This is a genomic window from Bacillus sp. G1(2015b), from assembly GCF_001482475.1.
Taxonomy (GTDB): domain Bacteria; phylum Bacillota; class Bacilli; order Bacillales; family Bacillaceae; genus Bacillus; species Bacillus safensis.
Genome location: NZ_LKIC01000019.1, coordinates 24304 through 38316 on the forward strand (window position 1 = coordinate 24304; position 14013 = coordinate 38316).

General features: G+C 42.6%; 15 protein-coding genes. All 15 read left to right on the plus strand.

Going from position 1 to position 14013, the window contains the following annotated elements; all coding sequences use genetic code 11:
- The first annotated feature begins 33 nt into the window (after positions 1-33).
- The 15 genes from rpoC to rpsC all read left to right on the plus strand — a co-directional run bounded on the left by rpoC (position 34) and on the right by rpsC (position 14013).
- A complete protein-coding gene (rpoC, locus tag AMR95_RS10330) occupies positions 34-3633 on the plus strand; it encodes a DNA-directed RNA polymerase subunit beta' (protein ID WP_039175975.1) in 3600 nt (1199 codons plus the stop codon).
- A gap of 145 nt (positions 3634-3778) precedes the next feature.
- Positions 3779-4027: a 50S ribosomal protein L7ae-like protein gene (locus AMR95_RS10335; RefSeq protein ID WP_024425593.1), complete on the plus strand. Its 249-nt coding sequence runs from the start codon at positions 3779-3781 to the stop codon at positions 4025-4027.
- Between the two features lie 113 nt (positions 4028-4140).
- On the plus strand, positions 4141-4560 hold the full coding sequence (gene rpsL / locus AMR95_RS10340; protein ID WP_003216962.1) for a 30S ribosomal protein S12: 420 nt from the start codon (positions 4141-4143) through the stop codon (positions 4558-4560).
- A gap of 121 nt (positions 4561-4681) precedes the next feature.
- Positions 4682-5152 (plus strand): 30S ribosomal protein S7, encoded by a 471-nt coding sequence (gene rpsG, locus AMR95_RS10345; protein ID WP_003216884.1) that lies wholly within the window; start codon positions 4682-4684, stop codon positions 5150-5152.
- A gap of 54 nt (positions 5153-5206) precedes the next feature.
- Positions 5207-7285 (plus strand): elongation factor G, encoded by a 2079-nt coding sequence (fusA, locus tag AMR95_RS10350; RefSeq protein ID WP_039175978.1) that lies wholly within the window; start codon positions 5207-5209, stop codon positions 7283-7285.
- A 118-nt stretch (positions 7286-7403) separates the two neighbouring features.
- Positions 7404-8594, plus strand: coding sequence for an elongation factor Tu (gene tuf, locus AMR95_RS10355; RefSeq protein ID WP_034283892.1), 1191 nt, complete (start codon positions 7404-7406; stop codon positions 8592-8594).
- 110 nt (positions 8595-8704) lie between these two features.
- Positions 8705-9664 (plus strand): alpha/beta fold hydrolase, encoded by a 960-nt coding sequence (locus tag AMR95_RS10360; RefSeq protein WP_058838241.1) that lies wholly within the window; start codon positions 8705-8707, stop codon positions 9662-9664.
- 218 nt (positions 9665-9882) lie between these two features.
- Entirely contained in the window at positions 9883-10191 is a 309-nt protein-coding gene (gene rpsJ / locus AMR95_RS10365; protein WP_003156464.1) for a 30S ribosomal protein S10, read from the plus strand.
- Positions 10192-10228: 37 nt separating this feature from the next.
- Positions 10229-10858 (plus strand): 50S ribosomal protein L3, encoded by a 630-nt coding sequence (gene rplC / locus AMR95_RS10370; RefSeq protein ID WP_024425597.1) that lies wholly within the window; start codon positions 10229-10231, stop codon positions 10856-10858.
- Between the two features lie 27 nt (positions 10859-10885).
- Positions 10886-11509, plus strand: a complete 624-nt coding sequence (gene rplD / locus AMR95_RS10375) for a 50S ribosomal protein L4 (RefSeq protein WP_007496312.1) — start codon at positions 10886-10888, stop codon at positions 11507-11509.
- Positions 11509-11796 (plus strand): 50S ribosomal protein L23, encoded by a 288-nt coding sequence (gene rplW / locus AMR95_RS10380; RefSeq protein ID WP_003217016.1) that lies wholly within the window; start codon positions 11509-11511, stop codon positions 11794-11796. The genes rplD and rplW overlap by 1 nt, the downstream gene beginning before the upstream one ends.
- Positions 11797-11824: 28 nt before the next feature.
- Entirely contained in the window at positions 11825-12658 is an 834-nt protein-coding gene (rplB, locus tag AMR95_RS10385) for a 50S ribosomal protein L2 (RefSeq protein ID WP_024425599.1), read from the plus strand.
- Positions 12659-12715: 57 nt separating this feature from the next.
- Positions 12716-12994: a 30S ribosomal protein S19 gene (rpsS, locus tag AMR95_RS10390; protein WP_003216920.1), complete on the plus strand. Its 279-nt coding sequence runs from the start codon at positions 12716-12718 to the stop codon at positions 12992-12994.
- A gap of 17 nt (positions 12995-13011) precedes the next feature.
- On the plus strand, positions 13012-13353 hold the full coding sequence (gene rplV / locus AMR95_RS10395; RefSeq protein ID WP_007496316.1) for a 50S ribosomal protein L22: 342 nt from the start codon (positions 13012-13014) through the stop codon (positions 13351-13353).
- A gap of 3 nt (positions 13354-13356) precedes the next feature.
- Complete coding sequence (gene rpsC / locus AMR95_RS10400; protein WP_003217241.1) at positions 13357-14013, plus strand: 30S ribosomal protein S3; 657 nt, start codon at positions 13357-13359, stop codon at positions 14011-14013.

Sequence of the window (14013 nt, forward strand, 5' to 3'; positions counted from 1 at the left end):
TATAACCCGAAGATTAAAAGGGAGGTAGGCCCCTTGCTAGATGTGAACAATTTTGAGTATATGAACATCGGTCTCGCATCACCTGATAAAATCCGTTCTTGGTCTTTTGGTGAAGTGAAAAAGCCTGAAACGATTAACTATCGTACACTGAAACCTGAAAAAGATGGTCTCTTTTGTGAACGTATCTTCGGACCACAAAAAGACTGGGAATGTCATTGTGGGAAGTATAAACGCGTTCGGTATAAGGGTGTTGTATGTGACCGTTGTGGTGTAGAAGTAACACGGGCAAAAGTCCGTCGTGAGAGAATGGGGCATATCGAACTGGCTGCCCCAGTTTCCCACATTTGGTATTTCAAAGGTATCCCAAGCCGTATGGGTCTTGTTCTTGATATGTCACCACGTGCGTTAGAAGAAGTGATCTACTTCGCTTCTTACGTCGTGACAGATCCGGGCAACACACCGCTTGAGAAGAAACAACTTCTTTCTGAGAAAGAATTCCGTGCTTATTTAGATAAATACGGTAATACATTCCAAGCAGCTATGGGTGCAGAAGCAATCAACAAACTTCTTCAAGATATCGATCTTGTAAAAGAAGTAGATACACTGAAAGAAGAACTGAAAACTGCTCAAGGACAGCGTCGTACACGTGCGATCAAACGCCTTGAAGTATTAGAAGCCTTCCGTAACTCAGGAAACAAACCATCTTGGATGATTCTTGATGTACTTCCGGTGATTCCGCCAGAATTACGTCCAATGGTTCAGCTTGATGGTGGACGTTTTGCTACTTCTGACTTGAACGACCTTTATCGTCGTGTCATCAACCGTAACAATCGTCTGAAGCGTTTATTAGATCTTGGCGCACCAAGCATCATCGTTCAGAACGAGAAGCGTATGCTTCAAGAAGCTGTCGATGCCTTGATTGATAATGGACGTAGAGGCCGACCAGTAACAGGACCAGGAAATAGACCATTGAAATCTCTTTCTCACATGCTGAAAGGGAAACAAGGACGTTTCCGTCAAAACTTGCTTGGTAAACGTGTTGACTATTCTGGACGTTCCGTTATCGTCGTAGGACCACATTTGAAAATGTATCAGTGTGGACTTCCGAAAGAAATGGCTCTTGAATTATTCAAACCATTCGTGATGAAGGAGCTTGTTGAAAAAGGATTAGCTCACAACATCAAGAGTGCGAAGCGTAAAATTGAGCGCGTGCAGCCAGAAGTATGGGATGTTTTAGAATCAGTTATTCGTGAGCATCCAGTCTTACTAAACCGCGCACCGACTCTTCACAGACTTGGTATTCAAGCGTTTGAACCTACACTTGTGGAAGGACGCGCAATTCGTCTGCATCCACTTGTATGTACAGCCTACAACGCTGACTTTGACGGTGACCAAATGGCGGTTCACGTACCATTATCTGCTGAAGCTCAAGCTGAAGCTCGTATCTTAATGCTTGCTGCTCAAAACATTTTGAACCCGAAAGATGGAAAACCAGTTGTTACGCCATCTCAGGATATGGTGCTTGGTAACTATTACCTTACACTTGAGCGCAAAGGTGCTATCGGAGAAGGTATGGTCTTCAAAGATACTGACGAAGCCCTTCTTGCTTATCAAAATGGTTATGTGCATCTTCATACACGTGTAGCTGTTGCAGCTAGCTCGTTGAAGAATGTGACATTCACTGATGAACAGCGTTCTAAATTGTTGATTACAACAGTTGGAAAACTGATCTTTAACGAAATCTTACCGGAATCATTCCCATACATGAATGAGCCGACAAAGAGCAATATTGAAGAAAAAACGCCTGATCGTTTCTTCCTTGAAAAAGGTGAGGATGTAAAAGCTGCGATCGAGAAACAAGAAATCAATGCGCCGTTCAAAAAAGGTATTTTAGGTAAAATCATTGCAGAAATCTTTAAGAGATTCCATATCACTGAGACATCTAAAATGCTTGACCGCATGAAAAATCTTGGTTTCAGATACTCTACTAAAGCCGGTATTACGGTTGGTGTGTCTGATATCGTCGTATTAGATGATAAGCAGCAAATTCTTGAAGAAGCACAAGCAAAAGTAGATAACGTCATGAAACAATTCAGACGTGGTTTGATTACTGAAGAAGAGCGTTATGAGAGAGTTATTTCAATCTGGAGTTCTTCTAAAGATGTCATCCAAGGTAAACTGATGAAGTCCCTTGATGAAGTCAACCCAATCTACATGATGAGTGACTCTGGAGCGCGTGGTAACGCATCTAACTTCACTCAGCTGGCTGGTATGCGTGGTCTAATGGCCAACCCGGCTGGACGTATCATTGAACTTCCGATTAAATCTAGTTTCCGTGAAGGTTTAACCGTATTGGAATACTTTATTTCCACTCACGGTGCGCGTAAAGGTCTTGCCGATACAGCCCTTAAAACAGCTGACTCAGGTTACCTCACGCGTCGTCTCGTTGACGTTGCACAGGATGTCATCATCCGTGAAACAGATTGCGGTACAGACCGTGGAATCTTGGCGAAGTCCATTAAAGAAGGAAATGAAATTATTGAGAAACTTGAAGAACGTCTAATCGGACGTTTTGCAAGAAAACCAATTGTTCATCCTGAAACAGGCGAAGTCATTGTAGCCGAAAACGAACTAATTGATGAAGATAAGGCACTTGAAGTAGTTGAAGCAGGAATTGAGGAAGTATGGATCCGTTCTGCATTTACATGTAACACGCCTCATGGTGTATGTAAACGATGCTACGGCCGTAACCTTGCAACTGGTACTGACGTTGAAGTCGGTGAAGCAGTTGGAATCATCGCTGCACAATCAATCGGTGAGCCAGGAACTCAGCTTACAATGCGTACGTTCCACACCGGTGGGGTAGCAGGAGACGATATCACTCAAGGTCTACCTCGTATCCAAGAGCTGTTTGAAGCGCGTAATCCGAAAGGGCAAGCGACAATTTCTGAAATTGACGGTGTCGTTGCTGAAATTAACGATGTTCGTGACAAGCAGCAGGAAATTGTGGTTCAAGGCGAAGTTGAAACTCGCTCTTACACAGCTCCTTACAATGCACGTCTAAAAGTTGTTGAAGGTGACAAAGTCACTCGTGGTCAAGTGCTTACAGAAGGTTCAATCGATCCGAAAGAACTTCTTAAAGTGACTGACATGACAGCTGTTCAAGAATATCTGCTTCATGAAGTACAAAAAGTATACCGTATGCAAGGGGTAGAAATCGGAGATAAGCACGTAGAGGTAATGGTTCGCCAAATGCTTCGTAAAGTGCGTGTCGCTGATGCAGGGGATACAGACGTATTACCAGGCACACTTCTTGATGTACATCAATTCACTGAAGCAAACAAAAAAGTACTATTCGAAGGCAAACGTCCTGCAACAGGCCGTCCAGTTCTTCTTGGTATTACAAAAGCTTCGCTTGAAACAGACTCATTCTTGTCTGCGGCATCCTTCCAAGAAACGACTCGTGTCCTAACAGATGCAGCGATCAAAGGAAAACGTGATGAACTGCTTGGCTTGAAAGAGAATGTTATCATTGGTAAACTTGTTCCTGCTGGAACGGGAATGCCGAACTACCGTAAAGTTAAGCCGGTTTCGCAAGTGCAGCCGTCTGACGACATGGTTCCTGTAGAGTAATCTTTCTCGTGAGATTCCTATAAAATCATCAAAAAATGGTGAAGGATGTCAAGATAATCTGTCATATCATATTGACATCCTTCTGCCATGATGATAATATAACCAAGGTGCTCAAAATAAAACCTGTTACTTTGGAGGATATTCGATGTCTTATGATAAAGTATCACAGGCTCAATCCATTATTATTGGTACGAAGCAAACAGTAAAAGCTCTGAAACGAGATTCAGTAAAGGAAGTCGTCGTAGCGAAAGATGCTGATCCTGCTTTAACTGCTAGTGTATTGAAACTAGCGCAAGAGAAGGGTGTAGACATTTTAGTGGTAGATTCCATGAAAAAGCTCGGCAAGGCCTGCGGAATTGAAGTTGGGGCAGCAGCTGTTGCCATTATGTTATAGCGTACTTGTTTTGTTTTTGCATGCTTAAAATGCAAAAGCATTGTTTTTTGCCTTTTGATGAACCACCTGGGTATGTGGGTTATAAAAAAAGTAATGAAGGGAGGAATAACAACATGCCTACAATTAATCAGCTAATACGCAAAGGACGCGTGAGTAAAGTTGAAAACTCAAAGTCTCCTGCACTTAACAAAGGATACAACAGTTTCAAAAAAGAGCACACTAACGTAACATCTCCACAGAAGCGCGGGGTTTGTACTCGTGTCGGTACAATGACACCGAAAAAACCAAACTCAGCACTACGTAAATATGCTCGTGTACGTTTGTCTAACCTGATTGAGGTAACAGCTTACATTCCTGGTATCGGACATAACCTACAAGAGCACAGTGTAGTACTTATCCGTGGCGGACGTGTAAAAGACTTACCGGGTGTACGTTACCACATCGTTCGTGGTGCGCTTGATACTGCCGGAGTTGACGGTCGTATGCAAGGACGTTCTAAATACGGAACAAAACGCCCTAAACAAAGCAAATAATACAAACAAACATAAGGGTTTTTAGAAGTTGATATCAGATCAGTGGAGTCAGGTAACTGACAATGATATTGAGATGAGAGACAGATAGAAATCCTTTTAAAAGAGAAGGGAGGCTATTCAGATGCCACGTAAAGGTCCTGTAGCAAAAAGAGACGTATTGCCAGATCCAATTTACAATTCTAAACTTGTATCTCGTTTGATCAACAAAATGATGATCGACGGTAAAAGAGGAAAGTCACAAACAATCCTCTACAAGTCATTTGATATCATCAAAGAACGTACTGGTAATGAAGCGATGGAGGTTTTCGAACAAGCCTTGAAAAACATCATGCCGGTTCTTGAAGTTAAAGCACGTCGTGTAGGTGGAGCTAACTACCAAGTTCCTGTAGAAGTTCGCCCAGACCGTCGTACTACTTTAGGTCTTCGCTGGTTAGTAAACTATGCTCGTCTTCGTGGAGAAAAAACGATGGAAGAGCGTCTTGCTAACGAAATCCTTGACGCAGCTAATAACACTGGTGCTGCTGTTAAGAAACGTGAAGACACACACAAAATGGCAGAAGCGAACAAAGCATTCGCTCACTACCGCTGGTAGGATTTATACCAAACTAAAAAAACTATTCCCTAATGAGGAAGGAGAAATTACCCAATGGCAAGAGAGTTCTCCTTAGACAAAACTCGTAATATTGGTATCATGGCTCACATCGATGCCGGTAAAACGACAACGACTGAGCGTATCTTGTACTACACTGGTCGTATCCATAAAATTGGTGAAACTCACGAAGGAGCTTCACAAATGGACTGGATGGAGCAGGAGCAAGAACGTGGTATTACAATCACTTCTGCTGCTACTACAGCACAATGGAAAGGTTACCGTGTAAACATCATCGATACACCAGGACACGTAGACTTCACTGTTGAAGTTGAACGTTCTTTACGTGTACTTGATGGTGCGGTTGCTGTCCTTGATGCACAATCAGGTGTAGAGCCACAAACTGAAACAGTTTGGCGCCAAGCAACAACTTACGGAGTACCTCGTATCGTATTCGTTAACAAAATGGATAAAACCGGTGCGGACTTCCTATACTCTGTAAGCACATTAAGAGATCGTCTTCAAGCGAACGCTCATGCAATTCAATTGCCGATCGGCGCTGAAGATCAATTCGAAGGAATCATCGACCTTGTAGAAAACGTAGCATACTTCTACGAAGATGACCTTGGAACTCGCTCTGATGCTAAAGAAATCCCTGCTGAGTATAAAGACAAAGCTGAAGAGCTTCGCAGCAGCCTAATTGAAGCTGTCGCTGAGCTTGATGAAGAGCTTATGGAAAAATACCTTGAGGGTGAAGAAATTACAATTCCTGAATTGAAAGCTGCAATCCGTAAAGGAACGTTGAATGTTGAATTCTACCCAGTTCTTGTTGGATCTGCTTTCAAAAACAAAGGTGTTCAGCTTGTACTTGACGCTGTGCTTGACTACCTTCCTGCACCAACTGATGTTGCTGCAATCAAAGGTATCTTGCCAGATTCAAATGAAGAGGTTGTTCGTGAGTCTACTGATGACGCACCATTCGCAGCTCTTGCATTTAAAGTTATGACTGACCCTTATGTTGGGAAACTAACTTTCTTCCGCGTATACTCTGGAACACTTGATTCTGGTTCATACGTGAAGAACTCTTCTAAGAACAAGCGTGAACGTGTTGGACGTATCCTTCAAATGCACGCAAACAGCCGTGAAGAAATCTCTACTGTATACGCAGGGGATATCGCAGCAGCTGTAGGTCTTAAAGATACATCTACTGGTGACACTCTTTGTGACGAGAAAGATCTTGTTATCCTTGAGTCTATGGAATTCCCAGAGCCAGTTATCGATGTAGCTATCGAGCCTAAATCAAAGGCTGACCAAGATAAAATGGGTATCGCTTTAGCTAAACTAGCTGAAGAGGATCCAACATTCCGTACACAAACAAACCCTGAAACTGGTCAAACGATCATCTCTGGTATGGGTGAGCTTCACCTTGATATCATTGTTGACCGTATGAAGCGTGAGTTCAAGGTAGAAGCTAACGTAGGTGCTCCTCAAGTTGCGTACCGTGAAACATTCCGTTCTGGTGCAAAAGTTGAAGGTAAATTCGTACGTCAGTCTGGTGGACGCGGTCAGTTCGGACACGTTTGGATCGAATTCGAACCAAACGAAGAAGGCGCAGGCTTTGAATTTGAAAATGCAATCGTCGGTGGGGTTGTTCCACGTGAATACATCCCAGCAATTCAAGCAGGTCTTGAAGACTCACTTGAAAATGGTGTATTAGCTGGATTCCCATTAATCGACATCAAAGCAAAATTATTTGATGGATCTTACCACGATGTTGACTCGAACGAAATGGCGTTCAAAATTGCTGCATCTATGGCATTGAAAAATGCTGTCAGCAAATGTAACCCAGTTCTACTTGAGCCAATGATGAAAGTGGAAGTTGTTATCCCTGAAGAATACATGGGAGACATCATGGGTGATATCACATCTCGTCGTGGACGTGTAGAAGGTATGGAAGCTCGCGGTAACGCTCAAGTTGTTCGCGCTATGGTTCCACTTTCTGAAATGTTCGGATATGCAACTGCACTCCGTTCTAACACACAAGGACGCGGTACTTTCACTATGCACATGGATCACTACGAAGAAGTGCCTAAGAGCATCAGTGAAGAAATCATCAAAAAAAATAAAGGTGAATAATTGATTTTGCCTTTAAACTAAAGTATAACTACTATTGAAGATCAGAAAGTGAGAGGTAACTCTTCACTTTCTATCACTCTATACCAAATACAATGAACCTTTAAGGAGGATTTTTAGAATGGCTAAAGAAAAATTCGACCGTTCCAAATCGCATGCTAACATTGGTACAATTGGACACGTTGACCATGGTAAAACAACTCTAACTGCTGCTATCTCAACAGTTCTTCATAAGAAATCTGGTAAAGGTACAGCTATGGCTTATGACCAAATCGATGGTGCTCCAGAAGAGCGCGAGCGTGGAATCACAATCTCAACTGCACACGTTGAGTATGAAACTGAAACTCGTCACTATGCACACGTAGACTGCCCAGGACACGCTGACTATGTTAAAAACATGATCACTGGTGCTGCTCAAATGGACGGCGCGATCTTAGTAGTATCTGCTGCTGACGGTCCAATGCCACAAACACGTGAGCACATCCTACTTTCTCGTAACGTAGGTGTACCTTACATCGTAGTATTCCTTAACAAATGTGACATGGTTGACGATGAAGAGTTACTTGAACTTGTTGAAATGGAAGTTCGTGACCTTCTTTCTGACTATGACTTCCCTGGTGACGATGTACCAGTTATCAAAGGTTCTGCTCTTAAAGCTCTTGAAGGAGATGCTGATTACGAAGCAAAAATCTTTGAACTTATGGATGCGGTTGATGAGTACATCCCAACTCCAGAGCGTGACACTGAGAAGCCATTCATGATGCCAGTTGAGGACGTATTCTCAATCACTGGTCGTGGAACAGTTGCTACTGGTCGTGTTGAGCGTGGACAAGTTAAAGTCGGTGACGAAGTTGAAATCATCGGTCTTCAAGAAGAAAACGGTAAAACAACTGTTACAGGTGTTGAAATGTTCCGTAAACTTCTTGACTATGCTGAAGCTGGTGACAACATCGGTGCACTACTTCGTGGTGTATCTCGTGAAGATATCCAACGTGGTCAAGTACTTGCTAAACCAGGTACAATCACTCCACACAGCCGTTTCAAAGCTGAAGTTTATGTACTTTCTAAAGAAGAGGGTGGACGTCATACTCCATTCTTCGCTAACTACCGTCCGCAGTTCTACTTCCGTACAACTGACGTAACTGGTATCGTACATCTTCCAGAAGGTACTGAAATGGTAATGCCTGGCGATAACACTGAGATGGAAGTTGAACTTATCTCTACTATCGCTATCGAAGAAGGAACTCGTTTCTCTATCCGTGAGGGTGGACGTACTGTAGGTTCTGGCGTCGTTTCTACTATCATTAAGTAATTAAACATACAAAAGAGACTCCTTGCAAAAGGGTCTCTTTTTTTGCTTTTCCAGATCAGAACGGCTACTATAAGCTATAGAATCTAAATGGAACCGAGAGGATCGCTGGAATGGCAAAGACATATTTGAAAAAATGGTTGATCGGCGGGATTGACCAATGGATTATGATGAAAGAAGATGAGACGAGTGAAACAAAGCCTGTACTCTTATTTTTACACGGCGGGCCCGGCTCAGCTCAAATCAGTTATATTGATTCCTTTCACGAGGAACTTGATCAGGACTTTACAGTTGTCCATTGGGATCAGCGTGGCGCAGGACTATCCTATCAAGAGAATCTTCCCCATGCATCGATGACCATTCAGCAATTTATAGAAGACACGATTGAACTGACTGAGAAGCTCCTATCACATCTAGGTCACTCAAAATTGTATATTGCAGGATACTCGTGGGGATCATTAATTGCCATACAAGCAGTACATAAGCGTCCAGATCTTTATCATGCTTATTACGGGATTAGTCAGGTAGTAGATGTGTTAAAGGAAGATATCGTATCGTACGAGCTTCTTATGAAGAAATACCATCGCAATCGGCTGTTTACTGGGTGTCTGCGATTACTGACGCCGCCTCCTTGGAAACGGACATCAGCTCATGCCTTGTTCTCTCTATATAAAGAGTTTGCAAGCGTAGGTCTCACACATAGATGGAAGCCGGTTTTTCAAATGCTAAAAGGGTTTCTTTTTAGTAAGCAATATCGGCTGAAAGATAAATGGAAGTTCGTGAAAGGGCAGAAATTTAGTCAAGACAAGCTATGGGATCAGTTAATGAATGAGAGTATTCAATACCGAGTTTCTACTATATTAATACCGTGCTACTTTCTCATTGGTGATCACGACATGATTACTCCAGCTGCTGTATCAAAACCATATGTTGATCAATTAAAAGCACCCATCAAAGAATGGTTTACCTTTAAAGACTCTGCCCATTCCCCGCATATCGAGGAGCCAGATGAATTTATACGTATCATCAGAAAGACTGCTATACATCATCTTCAGGGAAAGCTTGATTTATAGGCTGAATCCCTGTATAATATGAAAAGTGTGCAAATCATAAATTTATCCGATTTATTATTGCAACACGCAGGCCAATTTGGTACAATAGTGCATGTTGGTCTTTGACTGCGATGAAGTGAGAGGTTGCTGACACACCCGGCCGCTTTGCCATGGCGAGGTGATCAGGTTTTTCTCACGGAGAACTGTCTAACGTAAGTAGGCGAAAAGGAGGGAAAATAATGGCAAAACAAAAAATTCGTATTCGTTTAAAAGCATATGATCATAGAATTCTTGATCAATCTGCTGAGAAGATTGTTGAAACGGCTAAGCGTTCTGGTGCTAGTGTATCTGGTCCAATCCCGCTTCCAACTGAAAAATCAGTTTACACAATCCTTCGTGCGGTGCATAAGTACAAAGATTCTCGTGAGCAATTCGAGATGCGTACTCACAAACGTCTAATCGACATCGTGAATCCAACTCCACAAACAGTTGATGCACTTATGCGTTTAGATTTACCATCTGGTGTAGATATCGAAATCAAACTTTAATTCAAATAGAAAACACATATTATAGGAGGTGTGACTAATGACCAAAGGAATCTTAGGTAGAAAAATTGGTATGACGCAAGTATTCGCAGAAAACGGTGATCTTATCCCTGTAACTGTTGTTGAGGCTGCTGCTAACGTTGTTCTTCAAAAGAAGACTGTTGACACGGATGGCTATGAAGCAATCCAAATCGGTTTTGATGACAAACGTGAAAAGCTTTCTAACAAACCAGAGAAAGGCCACGTTGCTAAAGCGGAAACTGCTCCTAAGCGCTTCGTAAAAGAATTACGCGGTGCGGAGTTAGATGCGTATGAAGTTGGTCAGGAAGTCAAAGTTGATATTTTCGCAAATGGAGATATCGTAGATGTAACAGGAACATCAAAAGGTAAAGGATTCCAAGGGGCTATCAAACGCCACGGACAATCACGCGGACCAATGACTCACGGTTCACGTTACCACCGTCGTCCTGGTTCAATGGGACCTGTTGATCCAAACCGTGTATTCAAAGGTAAACTTCTTCCAGGTCGTATGGGCGGAGAGCAAATCACTGTCCAAAACCTTGAGATCGTTAAAGTTGATGCAGAACGCAATCTTCTATTGATCAAAGGAAACGTACCAGGAGCTAAAAAATCTCTAGTAACTGTAAAGAGTGCAGTTAAATCTAAATAACTCTCTTAGGAAAGGAGGAAACAAGTCATGCCAAAAGTAGCATTATTTAACCAAAACGGTTCTACTAACGGTGAAATCGAATTAAACGCTTCTGTGTTTGGAATTGAGCCAAACGAAAGCGTAGTATTCGATGCTATTCTTATGCAAAGAGCTTCCTTACGTCAAGGAACTCACAAAGTAAAAACTCGTTCTGAAGTACGTGGCGGAGGTCGTAAGCCTTGGAGACAGAAGGGTACAGGTCGTGCTCGTCAAGGTTCTATCCGTTCACCACAATGGCGCGGAGGCGGTATCGTATTCGGTCCAACACCACGCAGCTATTCTTATAAATTACCTAAAAAAGTTCGCCGCTTGGCTATCAAGTCAGTATTGTCATCTAAAGTAATCGACAACAACATCATCGTTCTTGAAGATCTGACTCTTGATGCAGTGAAAACGAAAGAATTCGCAGGCATCCTTAAAGGATTATCTGTTGAGAAGAAAGCGTTGATCGTCACTGCGGATGCAAACGAAACAGTTGCTTTATCTGCTCGTAACATCCCTGGAGTAACAGTTGTTGAAGCTAACGGTATCAACGTTCTTGACGTTGTCAACCACGACAAACTTCTGATCACTAAAGCAGCGGTTGAAAAAGTAGAGGAGGGACTTGCATAATGAAAGATCCTCGTGATGTTCTAAAGCGCCCTATCATTACTGAACGTTCTGCTGATCTAATGACAGAGAAGAAGTACACGTTCGAAGTTGATGTCAGAGCTAACAAAACAGAAGTGAAAGACGCTGTTGAAGAAATCTTTGGAGTGAAAGTTGAGAAAGTCAACGTTCAAAACTACAAAGGAAAATCAAAACGCGTTGGACGCTACACTGGTATGACTAGCCGTCGCAGAAAAGCGATCGTGAAATTAACTGCTGACAGCAAAGAAATCGAAATTTTTGAAGCGTAAATCTTAAAAAGAAGGAGGGAAATTCAAAATGGCGATTAAAAAGTATAAACCAACCAGTAATGGTCGTCGTGGCATGACTACTTCAGATTTTGCTGAAATCACGACTGACAAACCAGAAAAATCGTTGCTTGCACCGCTACACAAAAAAGGCGGACGTAACAACCAAGGTAGATTGACTGTTCGTCATCAAGGTGGCGGTCACAAACGTCAATACCGTATCATCGACTTTAAGCGTGATAAAGACGGTATACCTGGACGCGTTGCTACAATCGAGTATGATCCAAACCGTTCAGCGAACATCGCTCTTGTAAACTATGCAGATGGTGAGAAACGTTACATTCTTGCTCCGAAAGGAATCCAAGTTGGTACTGAAGTTACTTCTGGACCAGAAGCTGACATCAAACCAGGTAATGCTCTTCCACTTATCAACATCCCAGTTGGTACAGTTGTGCATAACATTGAATTAAAACCAGGTAAAGGTGGACAATTAGTTCGTTCTGCTGGTACTTCTGCTCAAGTTCTAGGTAAAGAAGGTAAATACGTTCTTGTACGTTTGAACTCAGGAGAAGTTCGCATGATTCTTTCTGCTTGCCGTGCGACTATCGGTCAAGTTGGAAACGAGCAACACGAATTAATTAACATCGGTAAAGCTGGACGTTCTCGCTGGAAAGGCGTACGCCCAACAGTTCGTGGTTCTGTAATGAACCCTAACGATCACCCACACGGTGGTGGTGAAGGACGCGCTCCAATCGGACGTAAATCACCAATGTCTCCATGGGGTAAACCGACTCTTGGATTCAAGACTCGTAAGAAAACCAACAAGTCTGATAAATTCATTGTACGTCGTCGTAAAAACAAGTAACGGGGTTGTCTACGGTTCATTTAGGACCGTAGTTCAATCACGAAGGGAGGTTCCACAATGGCTCGCAGCTTAAAAAAAGGACCATTTGTTGATGATCATTTGATGGCTAAAGTCGAGAAATTGAATGAAACTGACAAAAAGCAAGTCGTAAAAACTTGGTCTCGTCGTTCTACAATTTTCCCACAATTCATCGGTCACACAATCGCTGTCTATGACGGACGCAAACATGTACCTGTTTTCATTTCTGAAGATATGGTAGGTCACAAATTGGGCGAATTCGCACCAAGCCGTACTTACAAAGGTCATGCTAGTGACGATAAAAAAACAAGACGCTAATGAGAGGAGGCTTTTAAATGCAAGCTAAAGCTGTCGCAAGAACAGTCCGTATTGCTCCTCGTAAAGCACGTCTAGTAATGGACCTGATCCGAGGTAAGCAAGTAGGAGAAGCAGTTTCTATCTTAAACCTTACACCTAAGGCTGCTTCACCAATTATTGAAAAAGTATTAAAATCTGCTATCGCAAACGCTGAGCACAACTACGAGTTGGACGCTAACAGCCTAGTGATTACTCAAGCATTCGTTGACGAAGGTCCAACACTTAAGAGATTCCGTCCACGTGCTATGGGTCGTGCGAGCGCAATTAACAAACGTACTAGCCACATTACAATCGTTGTATCAGAAAAGAAGGAGGGATAATCCGTGGGTCAAAAGGTAAATCCAGTAGGTCTTCGTATTGGCGTCATTCGTGATTGGGAATCTAAATGGTTCGCAGGAAAAGATTACGCTGACTTCTTACATGAAGACTTGAAAATCCGTGAATTCATCAGCAAGCGTTTGTCTGACGCGTCTGTTTCTAAAGTAGAAATCGAACGTGCTGCAAACCGCGTAAATATCACAATCCACACGGCTAAACCAGGTATGGTAATTGGTAAAGGCGGATCTGAAGTTGAAGCACTTCGTAAAGCTCTTAACAGCCTAACTGGCAAACGTGTACACATCAACATTCTTGAAATCAAGAGAGCAGATCTTGATGCTCAGCTAGTTGCTGAAAACATCGCTCGTCAACTTGAAAACCGTATTTCATTCCGTCGTGCACAAAAACAAACAATCCAACGCACAATGCGTGCTGGAGCACAAGGAATCAAAACAATGGTTTCTGGTCGTCTTGGCGGTGCAGATATTGCTCGTTCTGAATATTACAGTGAAGGTACTGTTCCATTGCACACACTTCGTGCTGACATCGACTATGCTACTGCTGAAGCTGATACTACTTATGGTAAGCTTGGCGTAAAAGTATGGATCTATCGTGGAGAAGTCCTTCCAACTAAGAAGAATACTGCGGAAGGAGGAAAATAA